Source organism: Pectinatus frisingensis (assembly GCF_015732285.1).
In the GTDB taxonomy this organism is placed as follows: Bacteria; Bacillota; Negativicutes; order Selenomonadales; family Selenomonadaceae; genus Pectinatus; species Pectinatus frisingensis.
In genome coordinates this window covers 150,461-168,530 of record NZ_WIQU01000065.1, presented here as the reverse complement: position 1 = coordinate 168,530, position 18,070 = coordinate 150,461, and the positions used below count along the sequence as shown (strand labels likewise).

The 18,070-nt window shown below is 35.0% G+C and carries 17 protein-coding genes and 1 riboswitch; of the genes, 10 read left to right on the top strand and 7 right to left on the bottom strand.

Translation table 11 applies throughout. From position 1 onward, the window contains the following. The first annotated feature begins 81 nt into the window (after positions 1-81). Positions 82-630: an isochorismatase family protein gene (locus I6751_RS12525; protein WP_196590853.1), complete on the top strand. Its 549-nt coding sequence runs from the start codon at positions 82-84 to the stop codon at positions 628-630. Between the two features lie 294 nt (positions 631-924). Then, positions 925-1,536 (top strand): DJ-1/PfpI family protein, encoded by a 612-nt coding sequence (locus I6751_RS12520; protein WP_196590854.1) that lies wholly within the window; start codon positions 925-927, stop codon positions 1,534-1,536. 416 nt (positions 1,537-1,952) lie between these two features. On the opposite strand, the gene I6751_RS12515 is transcribed toward I6751_RS12520, so the two are convergent. Continuing rightward, on the bottom strand, positions 1,953-2,768 hold the full coding sequence (locus I6751_RS12515) for a helix-turn-helix domain-containing protein (RefSeq protein WP_196590855.1): 816 nt from the start codon (positions 2,766-2,768) through the stop codon (positions 1,953-1,955). A gap of 249 nt (positions 2,769-3,017) precedes the next feature. Further along, positions 3,018-3,665: a CatA-like O-acetyltransferase, family 3 gene (locus I6751_RS12510; RefSeq protein WP_196590996.1), complete on the bottom strand. Its 648-nt coding sequence runs from the start codon at positions 3,663-3,665 to the stop codon at positions 3,018-3,020. Positions 3,666-3,977: 312 nt separating this feature from the next. Between I6751_RS12510 and I6751_RS12505 the strand changes: the two genes are divergently transcribed. After that, complete coding sequence (locus tag I6751_RS12505) at positions 3,978-4,496, top strand: hypothetical protein (protein WP_196595520.1); 519 nt, start codon at positions 3,978-3,980, stop codon at positions 4,494-4,496. A 64-nt stretch (positions 4,497-4,560) separates the two neighbouring features. Here I6751_RS12505 and I6751_RS12500 read toward each other — a convergent pair whose 3' ends face one another. Together I6751_RS12500 and I6751_RS12495 are read right to left on the bottom strand one after the other, a co-directional pair. After that, complete coding sequence (locus tag I6751_RS12500) at positions 4,561-5,526, bottom strand: alpha/beta hydrolase (protein WP_196590858.1); 966 nt, start codon at positions 5,524-5,526, stop codon at positions 4,561-4,563. A 370-nt stretch (positions 5,527-5,896) separates the two neighbouring features. Next, the gene (locus tag I6751_RS12495) at positions 5,897-6,343 is read right to left on the bottom strand and encodes a nuclear transport factor 2 family protein (protein ID WP_196590859.1); all 447 of its coding nucleotides are present in this window, start codon (positions 6,341-6,343) and stop codon (positions 5,897-5,899) included. Between the two features lie 321 nt (positions 6,344-6,664). On the opposite strand from I6751_RS12495, the gene I6751_RS12490 reads away from it, so the two are divergent. Beyond that, positions 6,665-6,898 (top strand): (2Fe-2S)-binding protein, encoded by a 234-nt coding sequence (locus tag I6751_RS12490; protein WP_196590860.1) that lies wholly within the window; start codon positions 6,665-6,667, stop codon positions 6,896-6,898. A gap of 26 nt (positions 6,899-6,924) precedes the next feature. Here I6751_RS12490 and I6751_RS12485 read toward each other — a convergent pair whose 3' ends face one another. The 3 genes from I6751_RS12485 to I6751_RS12475 form a co-directional block, all read right to left on the bottom strand. Next, positions 6,925-8,745 (bottom strand): sensor domain-containing diguanylate cyclase, encoded by a 1,821-nt coding sequence (locus I6751_RS12485; protein ID WP_196599108.1) that lies wholly within the window; start codon positions 8,743-8,745, stop codon positions 6,925-6,927. A 295-nt stretch (positions 8,746-9,040) separates the two neighbouring features. Continuing rightward, positions 9,041-10,762, bottom strand: a complete 1,722-nt coding sequence (locus tag I6751_RS12480) for a methyl-accepting chemotaxis protein (RefSeq protein ID WP_196590863.1) — start codon at positions 10,760-10,762, stop codon at positions 9,041-9,043. 175 nt (positions 10,763-10,937) lie between these two features. Then, entirely contained in the window at positions 10,938-11,540 is a 603-nt protein-coding gene (locus tag I6751_RS12475) for a class I SAM-dependent methyltransferase (protein ID WP_196599107.1), read from the bottom strand. A gap of 244 nt (positions 11,541-11,784) precedes the next feature. Here I6751_RS12475 and I6751_RS12470 point away from each other — a divergent pair, with 244 nt between their 5' ends. The 6 genes from I6751_RS12470 (at position 11,785) to I6751_RS12445 (ending at position 18,027) form a co-directional block, all read left to right on the top strand. Continuing rightward, positions 11,785-13,818: a DUF4357 domain-containing protein gene (locus tag I6751_RS12470; protein WP_196590865.1), complete on the top strand. Its 2,034-nt coding sequence runs from the start codon at positions 11,785-11,787 to the stop codon at positions 13,816-13,818. Positions 13,819-14,031: 213 nt separating this feature from the next. After that, positions 14,032-14,262, top strand: a complete 231-nt coding sequence (locus I6751_RS12465; protein WP_196590866.1) for a type II toxin-antitoxin system Phd/YefM family antitoxin — start codon at positions 14,032-14,034, stop codon at positions 14,260-14,262. Beyond that, entirely contained in the window at positions 14,263-14,502 is a 240-nt protein-coding gene (locus I6751_RS12460; RefSeq protein ID WP_196590867.1) for a Txe/YoeB family addiction module toxin, read from the top strand. Positions 14,503-14,688: 186 nt separating this feature from the next. After that, positions 14,689-14,802, top strand: a riboswitch (FMN riboswitch). 185 nt (positions 14,803-14,987) lie between these two features. Then, entirely contained in the window at positions 14,988-16,115 is a 1,128-nt protein-coding gene (gene ribD, locus I6751_RS12455) for a bifunctional diaminohydroxyphosphoribosylaminopyrimidine deaminase/5-amino-6-(5-phosphoribosylamino)uracil reductase RibD (protein WP_196590868.1), read from the top strand. Further along, a complete protein-coding gene (ribE, locus tag I6751_RS12450) occupies positions 16,100-16,753 on the top strand; it encodes a riboflavin synthase (RefSeq protein ID WP_196590869.1) in 654 nt (217 codons plus the stop codon). The genes ribD and ribE overlap by 16 nt, the downstream gene beginning before the upstream one ends. Positions 16,754-16,878: 125 nt before the next feature. Further along, complete coding sequence (locus tag I6751_RS12445) at positions 16,879-18,027, top strand: bifunctional 3,4-dihydroxy-2-butanone-4-phosphate synthase/GTP cyclohydrolase II (RefSeq protein WP_231037872.1); 1,149 nt, start codon at positions 16,879-16,881, stop codon at positions 18,025-18,027. Positions 18,028-18,070 lie beyond the last annotated feature (43 nt).

The following is an 18,070-nucleotide window of genomic DNA, read 5'->3' as shown; positions in this document are numbered from 1 at the left end:
ACATCATCGCATTTATTTCATATCATGTATATATAAGGAATGAGGACATAATTCTTAGAAATAATAGGAGCATGTTATGAAATGAAAAATGAAATATTGATTTTAATTGATATTCAGAATATGTATTTTGCAAAAGGAGCTTATAGGTTACACGAGCCTGAAAAAACTGCAAAAAAAGCCGCTATAATATTAAAAAAATTCAGGAATGACCATAAGCCAATAATTCATATAAAACATATGTTTAATATCAGTGAAAATCCCAATGGTGATTATCTTTTGGAATTTAATGAGGCCGTTATGCCGCAAAAAGACGAGGTAATACTGACAAAGAATTATCCCAATGCTTTTTTTAAAACTGATTTAAAAAATGTACTAGATGGGCTTCAAGCAACTAACCTTGTAATTATCGGAATGATGAGCCATATGTGTATCGATACTACGGTCCGTGCGGCTCAAAACTACAATTATAAAATCATTGTAGTTGATGACGCTTGTACAACAATGGATTTAAAATGGAAGGGGGAAAAAATTGCTGCAAAAATTATCCATAATAGTATAATGGCCTCTTTAAATGGAGTTTTTGCAGATGTTGTTACAGCAACTGATTATCTATATACAAAAAACATATGATTGTATAATAGACATGAGATTATTATGTGCAGGAAACTATAACCAATTATGTGTAACCAAAAAATTAACTATTACTCCTGGATTGGTGTCAGAATAAATATTACTCTAGGAAAATCAACCGGCCGCATAGCTATCCAATTATTTCAATTCTTCTTGGAAAACGTTAATTGATAATTTGTTAAATAAAATACATTTTTTACAAAGATGCCCTATAGTTATTACCCTTGTCACTATCTAAAAATTAATTTATGCAAACGTCCATGCCATAAAACAAAAAGAAAAGTCGGAAAATTTATGAAAAAACTTCTTTGGGTAGTCATATTACCAAAATTTGCCGATTGGGAAACTGCCTTTTTAACTTCAACAATAAAAAGTATCGATCCTGATTATGAAGTCAAATATGTAAGTATTGAAAAAGGAATATGTACTTCTATTGGTGGATTGCGGGTTAACATTGACTACACAGTGCAGAATACTCCGAAAGAATTCTCAGGTTTAGTGTTAGTTGGCGGTCTTTCTTGGAGAACCAAAGAGTCCGAAGCAGTAATGGCACTAGTCAATACCTCTTTAACCAATAAAATTCCTATGGGTGCAATTTGTGACGCTACAGTATTTTTAGGAATAAATGGAATTTTAAACAATATAAAACATACCAGCAATACTTTGACCGAACTAAAATCATATGCTAAAGACAAGTATACCAATAAAGAAAATTACATAAATGAACAAGCTGTAGTTGACAATAATATCATCACTGCCAATGGGACAGCAGCATTAGAATTTACAAAATTAATGCTATCTGCATTGGGTGTTATGCAGGGTAAACAACTTGACGATTATTATTACTTTATGAAAAATGGGATATATAAATCTATCCAGCAAGGAATAAAAATACCATTTAAATAATATATTATTTAAATGGCTGGGTATAAGAAAACGCTAACAAAAGGGCTTCCATAGTTTTTCCCCTGGAAGCCTTTTTATTTTATTCCTTGCCATAAATCTAATCCACATTTTATTCTATTAAATTTATTGCTTTTATGAAATATTGAGCCATTTTAGCTGCTGTTTGTCTATTTTTATTTATTGTGGAAAATTTTTTTATTTTTTTTTATAAAATTGCTAAAAAAAATGAAGCGTATATGCTCTTTATTAATATAGGGCAAATTTAATATAAAAAGTAATAGATAATATCCTGAAAAGGAAAAACCACCATGTAAAAAAAGAAGATTCTTTAAGTTTTGTCTGTAAATATTGCTTTATCCCTGCATCAATATTTTTCAGATTTTACAGTTGATACTCAGGAAAGTTATATAGCTGTATTATTCAGCATCGTTCTTTTCAGTAATGTATCGTTTAATATAATTAAACATTGGAATGGTCAAAAACAGTACCCATGCCGGATGCCACAGATGATAAAAAAATCCTATTATTAAATACACACATACAACACAAAGTGTGTATGGAAAACTGGCCCAGTCTCGTTCCCGCACCATTTTGACTATTCTACAAAGCAATGGAACCGCTATAAATATTATCCAAGCCGGATGCCACAGATGGTAAAATGTGCCCAGCATTATATAAATGATAGCAACAATGGACATAAGTGGAAAAGTATGTCTGTTGTGTTTCCATTTTTTTTTGGCTTCTGCCCAAGTGTAATTTTTTCCATCGACATTTATGGATGAACCATCTTTTTGTATGTGCAATGATTCTTTATTATTCTCGCTCTGTGCATGTATACCGGTTATATCGATATGCAGCGCTGCACCATTTTTGCCTTCCATACGGATACCGGTTTTATCAATATGCAGCCCTTCACCATTTTTACCTTCCATGTGGATACCAGCGTGTTTACAAACAGATGACGCATCATTATCATCTGACGGTTCATTTTTTCCCTGCGGAACGGTATTATTATTATTATCAGTGTTACTGTTGCCAATTAGTAAAAAGTCAAGTGATACATCGTATATTTTAGCCAGCAATATGAGATTGTCAGTATCCGGTGACGCTTCACCGCATTCCCATTTACTGATTGCCTGACGACTTACGCCCATTTTTTCGGCCAGTACCTCTTGAGAATATCCTTTTTCCCTGCGTAATGCAACAAATCTGTTGGCTAATTCAATATTCATACTTTAAGCTCCTCTTTATAAAATTCAACTTGCTTAGAGTTTAACCGACTTTATGTGGTTGCACCATATATACTGCTTTGCATCTACGCAACTATTGGTTGCGGATGAGTAAAGGGACTAATTGCTGTCGGCACGGTACGATTTTTGATACAGCATATATGTAATTGTAGGAAAGGGTCTGCATTTATCCATAGCAGATCCCTTCCTTTTTGTTATGTTTTTAGCAATAATTAATTTTGCATAATTTTATTACCGAGTAAATTCCACAATTTTTTCTTGCAGCAGTAAAAATACCTTTGCCAATAAGTAACCGTCAGCTGCTGCGTGGTTTAAGCGCACACTCACCGGCATTATCAAGCGTCCGTCCTCTTCACGATAACGTCCCCAATTTACAATTGGCATAAAATAAAGATAACCATCCGGCAGTTCAATATGCAGTGAATCATAGGATAACCAAGAAATATATGAGGCGTCAAACCAATTTGGATGATTTTCCATATCCAGTGCGTATTCTTGCGATTGTTTTGCCTTTACTATGTCTTTTACGCATCCACTATAAAAGCATTCATAATTATTATGATACTCCGTATAGACCGGTGTACAGCTTTCTGTCGCCTCATGAAAAATATATTGTGTTGGATTAATTTTGTCATATACAATAATCTGCTGTGTCCGCCAAAGGTATCCCATACGATAATCTTCCCTTGAATTTAAAGCTTTTGCCAACACATACAGAAAATTAATATAAAACTTTGTTCCTGTATTCCGTGAACAACTTTCCAAGTTTGTAACATCTAAATGACTGGTCATTGAAATAGAACACTTGCAATCTTGTGAAAAATGCCGGAATACATCACGTCGATAATATTTGTCTATATCAATAATTTTGTAATTCATATATTTTGCCTTCTTTGCTTTAATTTCTGCTAAAATGCAGCAAAGCCGGCAATCAGCGACTTCCATCACTCCATACAATCGCCGCTGTGCCTGCTTTGTATGAAGTTTTTGCAATACAAAGGATCATGTTGCCACCTCCATATGTACTTATATAAAAACAATAGCAATTTTCCAAAAATTAATTTATCATTTTAATTTTATTTTACATTACAACTATGAATATATCAAAATTTACTTAACTTTTATTTCAAATCGACGATAATATATACAGGATAAAATATTAATGTTCTATTTTTAAAAGGAGGTTTCTTTATGTCTATTATCAATAGTTTATCTAATAGTATATTATCAAATTTGCTCTCAAATAACACCACTTCAGCATCTTCGTCAGGAACTACAGATAAAAATACTACAGCAGCTGCAAATACGACAAGCAGTTCTGCTTCTTCAGGCAAAGATACAAATTCACTCAATGATATTGTAGTAGGAAAAATGCCTGACTCTAAATCTCCCTCAACTAATGATCCCTCTTCTGATGATTCTTCTGCCAATGATTCGTCTTCGGTAACACAAATTGTAGATGAATATATATCTTCTCTACAGATGCAAAATAATTCTCTGGCAAATTATTTACCTGATAATAGCACTTCTGATTCAGGGCTCTACAGTGTACTCACTTATGGACAAGATGCTAAAGTTCAAAATATAATCAAACAATTTTCTGATCAAATTCCATCCGAAAATACTTCTTCCGGAACATCATCTGGCAGTTCCGATACATCAGATACGGACAAGGGATCTTCCATACATCCAGATACAACTACTGATTAAACTGCTTTTATAGTTAACTTCATATTATTTATCCTCTTAATTGAACGCGATAATGTAAAATTAATCATAAATCAATTACTTTGATATCATTCAGAAATTTTTTTAATGCATCGTAATATTCACCGGGATTACTGGCAATGGAAACAGCATGTTGCGCGGCCGGGAAAACATATAATTCTTTATATGCCGGGCAAGCATCATATAATTTTTGCATAGAAGCTGCCGGCACCAGCATATCTGCCCCGCCGTGCAAAAACAACATTGGTTTCTTATCATTGCGTATGGCTTTCAACGGAGACAGATCCGCCATCGTTTCACCAGTATGCCAATACATAGATACCTGACAATAAAAGCTCAATATTTTAACAACAAAAGCGTCGTTATCGTTCAACTGTAAAAATGACTGCAGTTTTTCTTGATATATACTAGCCAAATCAGCATACGCACTGTCCTCTACATAAAAATCAGCTTTTGTCGTTGCATATGCCCCGCTGTGCAGCACGGCATATGCGGCTCCCAGTGATATGCCGTGTATTCCTATAATACTATTGCTTTCCTGATTCTTGAGATATGCTATCCACTCATCGATATCAGCAGTCTCACTTTTGCCCCAAGTCATTTGCCCCTGACTTTCTCCGTGCCCGCGTAAATCTACCAATAGAATATTAAATCCCAATTTTTGATAAAGCGATACATAATTTATCGACATTGATCTATTTTGATATAATCCATGTAAAATGATAACAGCCTTATTGACTGATTTACCATTTTTTATGTATGTTCCAGTCATCTTGGAACCATCATCGGCATTTATAGTAATCCGTTTCCATTTTTTTTCATTCTCATATTCTTTGATTTGAGCGACATTTTGGGAATAGTCAGCCAATGCCGGTACTAAATTATCCAGCCGCTGCTTATTAAGCATAAGGTATAACATATTACCAATGGCTATTCCTATTATATTTATTGCTATGAAAATCCCTAGTATAAGACCAACAAAAAAAATTATATATTTATGAAAGATACGCATTAATGCCATCACCTGAATCATTTATATTCTAAAATTATCTAACTAAAACAAATTTCTGCCACATAGCCGTTCAGGTTATCATCCTATTGCCAGTAATAATCTGATGCGGATCAAATACATCTAAGCCATTCGTGAGCTGGCAGTCATAAATCGCAATTTTTTCAATATTTTATATTAAGATCGAAGGTGTACGAAATCATAATGCCACATCCGGACGATATCTTCTCATCCCCGTAAATTTCAAAAATTGAGGCATTTTATCATTACTATCCCATTTCCCCTTGAAAATCCCAATATAATCAATTTACAAAAAGTATTTGAAATATCTATTTGTCACATAAAAATTATACCACTTTTGTGATTGATCTCATCACTGTCTATATATAACTTTTATACATACATCGAAAAAATACCATTTATTACCTATTTGTCTAACCTTCCCCTCCAAAACATCCCGGACAATTAAAAATTCTTCTCCGTTTTTTTCTTTACCGACTTTATTATATCGATGAATTACAGACAAATTACATCTGACAGCTGCTTCTTTACTTGTTATAAAAACAACTAGTAAATCACTGCTCATATGGTGTGTAGATTCAAATTGTGATAATAAAGTCCTATGCAAATTCATTATTGTATCGATATCACCGCAAGCACTATCAATCGAGGGTAATTTTACACCGGCCTGAGCTGCAAAAATTGTTTCAAATATTTTATTATTAAAACATTTTTCATCTAATGCCAATATATATCTGCTTACTAAGTCCTGGATCTCCCGCTTATTAACAAAATTTAAAATACCATTGGTTACAGTCATAATTACACATATCTCCCCTATATTATTTTTATTAATAAATACTCAAGGCTTACAAATAAAATAAACCCCAGCCAAAATAATTGACTAGGACTTATTACTAAATTCAGTGCCTTAAATTTTCTTAAGTAAAGTGTAACATGATTCATGAATCATTATCAAGTGACCTATCCCAACAATAAAACTTGACTAATGATTCTCAGTTACTATAAAATAAACCAAAATACTTATAATTTTATTTTAACTAAAATCTGCATATTAATATATACTGCCAATATTTAAAAATTTATTCACACCGACAAGTTTCTCCAAAGGAGATTTTTTATGGACGATGATGCATTAAAACAAAAAATTCTTGATAAAATGACCAGGGTCTGTCTTTGCAAAGTAATTAACCGCGCTGCGATGAAAAAAGCTATTGCTGCTGGTGCCGATACCGTAGAAAAAGTAAAGGAAGCAACCGGTGCCGGCTCAGGTCCCTGCCACGGCCGCCGCTGTACCCCAAAGATTGAAGAACTTTTGCTGCAAGCTGAACAGTTAAAAAAACATACCGAATGAAAATAATAGTACCGTTTTGCGAACTACTATCCATTTTCATACAGCCGAGTTTGATTCCGGCCATTTTTTTTGCCCTCATAAACAGCAATATCAGCGCGTTTAATCAATGAATCTAATGTCATTTTTCCATCATAAGCAGCAACTCCTAAAGTTAAAGTTACCTTTATATCAACTTTTCCACATCGGAAATTATGATTTTCAATATTATGTCTGAGTTTTTCAGCTATACCAAAAGCTCTTTTTTTATCGGATGATGGCAATAAGATGAGAAATTCTTCTCCTCCCCAGCGAGAAATATACCCATATTCTCTTATACATTCCTGAAAACACTTTGCCACCTCCTGCAATACAAAATCTCCACAATCGTGTCCATATTCATCATTGATTTTTTTAAAAAAATCAATATCCATCATTATAATGGAAAACACATCACTTTTTCCATTATAATTTTTTATCATTTTTTCCAAATTTTCTATCAAGAAACGTCTATTATATAATTCCGTCAAAAAATCTATCTGCAGGGAATGTTCCAGTTTTTCCTTAGTCTCCGACAATATCTGATTTTTTTTCTCCAGTTCATTAGTCCGCTCCTGCACTTTTTGCTCCAAATTATTAATCAATATTGCCAAATGTTCCGACATATTATTAAATACTTCACCTAAAATTCCAATTTCATTTTTTTGAGAAGTTTCAGCTTTTGCCCTAAAATTACCCGCAGAAAATTTTTTTGTAATTCCGATCAGATCATAAACTGGCAACAGATATTGGTCTATCTTCTTAGCCGACATATATATTGAAATCAATAATATAATCGTAGACAATGCTACCGATATCCAAATACTCTTTTTTATAGCAGCTACATAATAATTTTCTTGTACTGCAACCACAATAATCCACCTTATGCCATGATTTCTATATTCAGTCATTTTTATATAAAAATTTTCTCCATTTTTAACTTCTTTCGTATTATTTTTTTTATAATCCTTATAAAGATAATATGCTTTTTTTATAATATCATCTTTTATATTTTCTATACTATCTCGATGAAAATTCCCGGATTCGTCGATTGTAAAATTGGCGGCATTTTCCGTATTAGCCACAATTTTTCCTGATTTTTCTTCAAATATATAGACTTTCGCCCGACGATTTTTTACTATGTCCTTTAATTCGTCATTAAGTTTGTTTAACGTTATATGTGTTCCTAAAACGCCAATAAAATTTTTGTCTTCATCAAAGACAGGATAAGATGCCGATATAGCCAGATCCTTCATGATAAAATGCTGATATATGTCTGAAAAGGCAGGGTATTGCTCCTCTTTTGCAACAATATACCAATCGCGCGTACGCGGATCAAATTTTCCTAATTGTTGTGTTAGATTCCTTAACTTAAAGTTATCATCCAACAAGTAATAAACAGAGCGACCATCCGTTTGTTTGTTGCTTTTCATGAATTCAAGCTGATTATCTGTATTTTTTCGCACCCCATAATATTCACCGGCTTCTGTTCCAAAGCTAAAACTATATACATTTTCATCAGCACTGCGCATAACACCGCCAAAAAATTTGGCAGTGTTATCTTCATTGTTTGTGTCCAACAACCCTTTTTCCAAAAAATATCTGTTATTTTCATTTAGCTTAAGTGGTACATCGACAAAATCTTTTATTCCCTGTAAAACAGCTTGCGCCGTTTCTTCTTGTGCATATTGCATAATTCCGTCTATAGATACTTTCCAATAATAAAAAATAATCAAACTTATTATGCACATTGTCACCAGCAAGCTAGAGATGAACAAATTTCTTATTTGATTTTTTATTGATCGATTTAGTAAATGGGACATGGTTTCCATACCCTCCCAACGCACGATCTTAAATTCACTGAAGTATTTTAATGGCAATTTCTTCTTGAGAAATAAATTCTCTTAGTTTGGTGACGCGACACTGTACATCAATGTTAATTGATTTCGCCATTACTAGAATTCCTGTCATAATTGTTTTTACCTGATAATCGATAATAAAGGTCTTACACAATTTGATGCAAGACCTTATATTATCGTATTTTTATACTGCCTATTAATTAATTGCTGCAAATGCTTTATAATTTACATGGTACTTAATTTATTATCAAAAATCATTATAGAACTTTTATATCTTAAATTTTTGAATAGCATTTTGCAGTCCAGCGGCCATCTTAGCTAAGTGAGTACTGGCTGAAGCTATTTCCTCCATTGAAGCCGACTGTTCTTCCGTAGCGGCCGAAATAGTCTGAGTTTCTTCCGATGTCTTTTGACTTTGCACCTTTATATCCATAGCAGTATTAACAACGTCTTGAGTTCCTGCTGTCAACTGTTCTGCTGTTGCAGAAATTGTAGTGATTTCTTCAGAAATTTTCTTTATCATTTCAACAATTTCCGTAAAAGTTCGCCCTGCAATATCGACTAAATCCTTACCGTGCCCAACTTCATGCCTGCTTTCCTTCATAAATGTAACTGCCGTTTGTGTTCTTACTTGTACATCATGGATCAACGTCTGGACATCTTTAGAAGCAGCGGTCGATTGTTCGGAAAGCTTTCTCACTTCTTCAGCTACCACTGCAAAACCCTTGCCATACTCTCCGGCCCTGGCTGCCTCAATAGCAGCATTTAACGCCAAAAGATTTGTCTGATCTGCAATACTCGATATCAACATTACCATACTATCTATGTCTTTGGATTTCTTTTCCAATTCATCTATGACATTAGATGTACTTTCCGTTTTTTCTCCTATTTTTACCATCTGAGCCACAGTATTTTCAATAGCCTTACTGCCTTCTATCGCCGAATTGGCAGTTGACTCCGACTTACGCGCCACACCAACGGTGCTTTCCGTAACCTGTTGTATTCCCTTAGCCATTTCTTCGATTATATGGTCAGTCGCCGTAGCCATTTCTAATTCTTTGCCAGCCCCCTGAGCCACTTCAGTAATCGATACAGCAATCTGCTGTGATGCAGTGGCTGACTGTTCTGCACTTGCTGTTAATTGTTCTGATGATGCTGCCACTTGCTCCGAAGTATTTGTCAGATGTTGAATCAATGTGCGGATATTTTTATTCATTATATTAATCGACCTGGCCAGATCACCAAATTCACTGTGATCTGCCAAATGATTCTCATTTACATTATTGGAAAAATCCCCTTCTGCAATTTTTCCCAAAAATTGGATTGAATCATTTAAACGACCGTCTATCTGCTTGACTATCATTATGCCGAGAAGTATGCCCACGACAACTGCGATTACTGTAATTGTCAATGCTTTTATTGTAGCACTTTGGATCATTTCTACAACTGATTGATTAGTTTTATCAGCGCTTTCATTCGCTTTATTCGAAATTGCAATTAATTTGTCAAACATCTGGGTAAATAGCGAATCTGATTCTTTTTGAAACAAAACATATGCTTCTTCATTTTTATTCTGCGTAGCCAGATTTATCACATCAGTGGTACTATCACTATATTTTTGCGCCAATTGCTTAAATTCATCAAGGTCAGATCGCTCCTGCTGATTCAGATCCATATTTTCATAAACAGCGAGATTATCTTCGAAGGTTTTTCTTTGATTATCTATATCATTGCGCAGCATTTTATTTTCATTATCATCATTTGTTACCATCAGTCGATAAATATCCGCCTGGGCCCGTCTCAAGGCCAGGCGATTCTCATAAACTATATCGGATATTTTAACATCCTCATTATATAATTTATTAACTTTCTGCCTGCTGTCCTTTAAATTCAAATAGCCTATTATGCCCACTATAATGATACCCAAACTAAGAATGCCGATCAATAAATAAAGTTTACGACTTACCCTGAGATTATTAAAACCCTCCATGTTGTTCCACCCCTTTATGATTTAGTTTTATCTGAGATAATTCTACTCTATTTGTCTAAATCCTTGTGAATATTCAAAAATTTTTATCCATAATGTAAATTTTGTGTTATCTGGTTTTCTGTAAAACATTTTTTTGGTCAAAAACAAAACATCAACCGCATTTTATGCCAATCTTTTAAGGTGTACCGATTATCAATTTTACCAAATTTCCCTTTACATTTTTCACCTGTAATATTTTAATATTCGCCTTTTCAACATTTTCAACTGTTTTTCTATTGATATTTGATCCAATCAAATGTAACGACAATGGATTCAACATATCCATCAACCTGCCCAAAAAAAAATTTTCACTTCGTACATGCTCCAAAAGAATTATTCTGCCATCAGGTTTACAAACACGCCGTGCTTCTTCGAGTCCCTTAACAGGATTTGGCACTGAACAAAACACACAGGTTGCCAACACTGTATCAAAGCTATTATCTGGAAACATCATATTCTGCGCATCCATTTCCAACAGTTTTATCGGCATCTGTCTCTGTCTAACCACTTTTTGGGCTTTTGCCAGCATACCAGAACTAAAGTCTATGCCAATCACTACACAGTTTTTATAATATGACAAATTTTTCCCTGTTCCTACACCGATTTCCAAAACATTACCGCTTGCCAATTCCACGATCTGTCTGCGCAGTCGCTTTGAAATCATTTTATCCATAAAATTATAAAAACGAGCTGTACGATTATATCTTTGTTTTATAACTTTTGTTTGATTTGTTATCATTTTATTCACACTGCCCCCTTTTAGGAAATTACAATAATTGATTTTTTACCTTCAGATATGTTTTTTTAATCGTAAACTAAAACCGATCAAATTATGATTAATCAATATATACTGATAATCAGCTTAAAAGGCAGGAAATTTGCTATCTGCAACGAACTTTTAATCTATTACATATTTTTAACAATGATCAATATATCATTTATTATGTAATTATATATGCTATTTTAAGTTAGGAGATTAAATTATGGAAGCAAGTCCAATGAGTCTATTTGAGAAATTTATAAAAGAGGCTTATGGCTCACAATACGTGATTCCGGTATATCAAAGGAATTATACCTGGAAAAAAAACAAACAGGTCAAACAATTATTATTTGACATAGAACGAATATTAAAGGGTGAAACCAACCGTCATTTTATTGGTACTATCGTATACGTCATTACCAATACAGACTTTATTGTGCGAGAAAGAGTTGTTGTCGATGGACAGCAGCGCCTTATTACAATGTTTTTAATCGCCTATGCCCTGAAAAACATTACTGAAGAAAAAGGCGAAACAGAGCTTTCCCAAATATTGGTAACTAATTATTTAGAAAATGCCAACCAAGATAAATACAAATATCGTCTTCAACCGGCAGTTTCTGACGATGATGCCTATTCACATATCACCGAAGGGACGGTGGATGAATATGAAGGTTCATCCATCGTCATGGACAACTACAAATATATTTATAATCGTCTGATCTATTTAGTAAATAAATATTCATCCATGCGTGTGATAAATGCACTGCGCGAATTGTATATTGTTCGAATCGAGCTTGATGAAACTGATGATGCCCAGCAGATATTTGAAAGCATAAATTCAACCGGTGAAAAATTAACTGCAGCTGATTTAATCCGCAACTACATTATGATGAACAAAACTAATGACGTACAAGAAATTATTTACAGCAAATACTGGTTAAAATTGGAACATATTTTCCCGCAGTCAAGAAAACTTGCTGAATTTATCCGGCTTTATCTTGCCAGTAAAAGTTATATTCTTGTCACTGAACGGGATTTATATGAAGAATTTAAAAATTATTGGAATGAAAGATTAAGCTCATCAGACTTTAATGCCATCCTGGCAGAAATGCTTAATTATGCCAAATATTTTCAACGTTTATACATAAAAAATACTATTGACGAGTTAGGGGATGTACTAAAGGACTATCGTAAACTGCAAAGTCTCATGCCCGCACCATTTACCATGTGTTTATTGGATTATTACCAGAAAAACTGCATTAGCAAGGAACAAACTATAGCTGTACTGAAAATCATAAATACTTACCTGGTAAGGCGCTATATAAATGGACAGGATACCAGCGCCATTTCACGATTTTTCCCGGGATTTTTAAAAAATGTACAAAATCAACTGGCTAAAAATGGGCATTATGATAAAATAGTGGATATTTGTATATATTATCTCATAAATATAAATAAAGGCAAAGCTTCTTTTATGCCGGATGATAAACAGTTGCGTGATTATCTTCTGACAGCTAATGCCTATTCTTTGGCAAATATCCGTTGGATACTAGACAAAATCGAAACGCATAATAACCCAGTATCAGTCGATTTAGAAATGCTGAATATCGAGCACATAATGCCGCAAACCCCGAATGTCTATTGGAAAGAGGTATCCGGTTTGGACGATGACGAATATATCGATATAGCCAATCGTTTAGGTAATTTGACTCTGGCGGCAATAACAGATAACAGCAAAATGGGTAACAAGGATTTCGAAGCAAAAAAAGACGTCTTAAAAAGTACAAAACATCTCCGGTTAAACGAAGATATTTTGAATAAAAAAAACTGGCGCCCCACAGATATCAATAAACGAACCCAAAAGATAACAAATGAAATCATAACGATTTTTCCATATGTGAAAACGACCTATACTTTGGGTATCAATGAACAAAAACGTGATATATTTTTAAAGGCAAAGGGAATCATTGCCCGTGGTCATCTAAATAAAAATAACAGTATAACTGTTTATGCTGACAGCCAGGTACGTTTCGATAAAAAACCCAGCAGCGAAGCCTTAAGAGAAAAACGTGATGAATATTTGGAACAAGAAATTCTCATCAACAAGGATGGCAAGTATTTGTTTTCACAAGATTTTACTTTCAAAACCCCAAGTGCTGCAGCCGACTTCATCTTAGGCGGATCTAATAACGGCTGGCTGTATTGGAAAGACAGCAACGGTATATCTATCAATGAAAGTCTGCGCAATAAAAACTAACTTTCTGTTCTTATAGTTTTTATTACAGAAAAACGCTTATTATGTGATGAAAACTAATACTTTCCAGACTATTGACTTTATATTGCACATTTATATATTTCTCCGACAGTTTTTCACATTTTCCAATATATGTTTTTCTATATATATTATTGTCAATTTTCATTTACGTATGCATATTAGTGCGTTAAAATAAATATAAGAGGTGACACGGTTATGAATGATAAAACAAATATTAAAAATATTTTTGAACAAATAGCCAGACATAATAAAATTACCACACTCAAAACAAAAAATGGTGCTGTCGTGGTAATGAGTGCCAAGGATTACAAAGATCTGATGGAAACATTATATCTTCTTTCCACACCAGATGTAAAAAAAGACTTGATGGAAGCCAAAAAGGCCTCTGACAAAGATTTTTTTAATGAAAATGAGGTGGAATGGTAATTGTATAAAATACAGTGCTATAAAAAAATTTCTGCCGCATTCAATAAACTAAAAGGATCCAACAAAGAAATCCAAACCATAATCGATAATCTACGAAATGATCCATTTGCTGACTCTGCATCATATGAACGTCTTTTGGGTGATTTATCAGGTTATTATTCACTCCGCATTGGCTCGCAGCACCATCTCATTTATTATATATTAGACAATAAAAAAATTGTCCGTATCGTACATATTTAGCTATAATTAATGACTTTTCCGCTGATTCTGAATATTTACTGCAATAACAAATATATTTCATTGATGGCTGTTTTCACAATATTTCAATATTGATCATCTATGGCTGCTAAAGTAATCAATTAAACAATACTAAAATTGTATTGCTTTTTTCAACAACTTTAGTATAATATAAACAGACAATTGATTAGCAGTCTTTGGGGCAGGGTGAGATTCCCTACCGGCGGTAAAGCCCGCGAGCCTTTGGCAGATTCGGTGTAATTCCGAAGCCGACAGTTATAGTCTGGATGGAAAAAGATTGTGTGATTTTAAGTGGGTTTAATAAAATTATCACAAAAATTCATTCCTTTAAAATATTTTATTCCGCCACACGGGCTGTTGAATACGTAGTGTATTTGGCAGCCTTTTTTATTTGTCAAATCGGTTGAATAAATAATATCTCAATGATGTCAATCTTTGTATAATAGATATAATGGAGGTGTTTTAAAATGAATGATGACGAGCGATATATGCAAACAGCAATCAATTTAGCTAAAAATGCTGTTGGACGGACAAGTCCTAATCCGATGGTCGGCGCTGTCATCGTAAAGAATAATCGTATTATCGGCTGTGGCTGGCATAAAAAAGCCGGAACACCACATGCTGAAATACATGCCCTGCAAGCTGCCGGTGAACTTTCCCAAGGTGCCACACTCTATGTTAGTTTAGAACCCTGTTCTCACTTTGGGCGAACACCGCCTTGCTGTGATGCTGTGATAAAAGCCGGTATTAAACGCGTCGTTGTAGCAATAACTGATCCTAATCCTAAAGTATCAGGCCGTGGCATAAAAAAAATGCACGATGCCGGTTTAGAAGTCGTGACCGGAGTTTTAGAAAACGAAGCAGCAAAACTTAATGAAGTATTTTTCAAATGGATAGAAACAGGGGTTCCTTTTATCACCATTAAAAGTGCTATGAGTCTTGACGGTAAAACAGCAACCGCCAGCGGTCAATCAAAGTGGATAACCAACGAAGCATCACGTACTTATGGTCATCACCTTCGCGATATAAATGATGCTATAATGGTCGGTATCAACACAATTATAGCAGATAATCCCACATTAACCACCCGTTTAGCAGCAGGCGGTAAAAATCCAATCCGAATAATAGCCGACAGCACAGGACGTATCCCTCTGGATGCAGCAGTATTAAATGATAATGCAGCCTTAACGCTGGTGGTCGTAACCGCAAAGGCTTCACCGCTTAAAATTGCCGCGTTAAAAGCAAAAAAGAACGTTGATGTTATCATCGCAGATGCTGCTGAGACTGCCGGAATTAATCTGACTGATCTTTTTAAGCAACTGGCACAAAGAGAAATCTGCAGTATCCTGATAGAAGGCGGTGCGACTTTAATAGGCAATATAGTAGAAGAAAAACTTGCCGATAAAGCTTATTTTTTCATCGCTCCTAAAATTGTGGGTGGCAAATCGGCCAAATCGGCAGTTGAGGGACCCGGTATCAAAAATCTTGCTGACGCACTCACACTCACATCTCCCGTGATAAAAAACCTTGACGGTGATTTTCTCATAAGCGGTAATTTAAATAAGGGAGGCACACCACATTGTTCACAGGAATAATTGAAGAAATCGGCAGCATCCGGCAAATGCACTTTGGAACTGCATCAGTGCAACTTGTCATCAATGCCAAAAAAATTTTAACGGATGTCAATATTGGTGACAGTATTGCCGTAAATGGTACTTGCCTTACCGTTACTGACTGTAACGCTCATTTTTTCTCAGCTGACGTCATGCCGGAATCAGTGCGAAAAACATCACTATCCGAGTTAAAAACCGGCAGTCCTGTCAACTTAGAACGGGCCTTGCAAATAACTTCCCGTTTAGGCGGTCACATTATGAGCGGTCATATCGACGGCACTGGTAAAATTATACAGAAAAAATCTGAAGATAATGCTATAATAGTCACCCTGTCTGCCACCCCACAGCTACTGCGCTATATCGTAAAAAAAGGTTCGGTTGCTATCGATGGTATTAGTTTAACGGTAGTCGATGTTGATGCACATAAATTTGTGGTTTCACTTATTCCTCATACTGCAGCAGTAAGCACTATCGGGCAAAAAAAAATTGGTGCAATAGTTAATGTTGAAACAGATATAATAGGCAAATACATAGAAAAATTATTATCTGTAGATACCGACAAAACACCAGCAATATCTGCCTTAAATACTGATTTTTTACAAAAAAATGGTTTTTATTAAATTGTTACGCCCAATATTTACAATAAAAAACTATTTTATAATAAAATAACTTGAAAAGAGGGCTCTTTGTGGAAATAAAATTTGATTCTATAGAAAAAGCAATAGATGATTTTAAAAATGGTAAAATGGTTCTTGTCGTAGACGATGAAGATCGGGAAAATGAGGGGGATTTGATTGCCCCGGCAGAAAAAGTAACACCAGAAATAATGAATTTTATGGCCACACATGCCAAAGGACTTATCTGTATGCCTATGGACGGAGCGCTTGCTGATAAGCTTGAACTGACCCCCATGGTTGCCAACAATACAGATAACCACGAAACAGCTTTCACCGTAACTGTTGATCACGTTGACACCACCACCGGTATCTCGGCTTTTGAACGAGCACTAACTGTTCGCAAAATGGTCGAGTCAAATACCAAACCAACCGATTTACGCCGTCCCGGCCACATTTTCCCACTGCGTGCTGTCGAAGGCGGTGTGATGCGCCGTACCGGTCACACTGAAGCGACTGTTGATCTTGCCAGACTTGCCGGTTTGAAACCAGCTGGTATATGCTGTGAAATAATGAGTACGGACGGACATATGGCTCGTACACCTGAACTATACAAATTTGCCAGGGAAAATAATTTATCTTTCATCACGGTAGCCGAACTAATAAAATATCGCAAAAACACCGAATGCTTTATAAAAAAAGCTGCTGAAGCTAACTTTCCCAGTAAATACGGCATGTTTAAAATAATTGCTTATGAAAGCCAGCTTGATGGTAAATGCCATATCGCTATCATAAAGGGTGATGTGCGCGGCAAAAAAAATGTTCTGGTGCGTGTTCATTCCGAATGCCTTACCGGTGATGTACTTGGTTCAATGCGCTGCGATTGCGGTGACCAACTGGCAACGGCCTTACGCCGCATTGAAAAAACGGGTGAAGGTGTTGTCCTTTATATGCGTCAGGAAGGCCGCGGTATCGGGCTTGCTAATAAAATACGCGCTTATGCTTTGCAGGATAAAGGTAAGGACACTGTAGAAGCCAATGTTTTATTAGGATTTGAACCAGATATGCGTGATTATGGTATTGGAGCCCAGATTTTATCCGATCTCGGGTTGACCAGCATCAGATTGATGACCAATAATCCTGAAAAAAGAGCAGGACTTGAAGGATACGGCTTGGAAATAGTTGAAAGAGTACCTTTGGAAATTCCCGCCAACGCTTTTGACGCCAAATATCTGGAAACTAAAAAGGAAAAAATGGGACATCTTCTCAAAAATGCCTGATAACGATAAAATAATTATTTATAATATATTGGAGGAATAATGA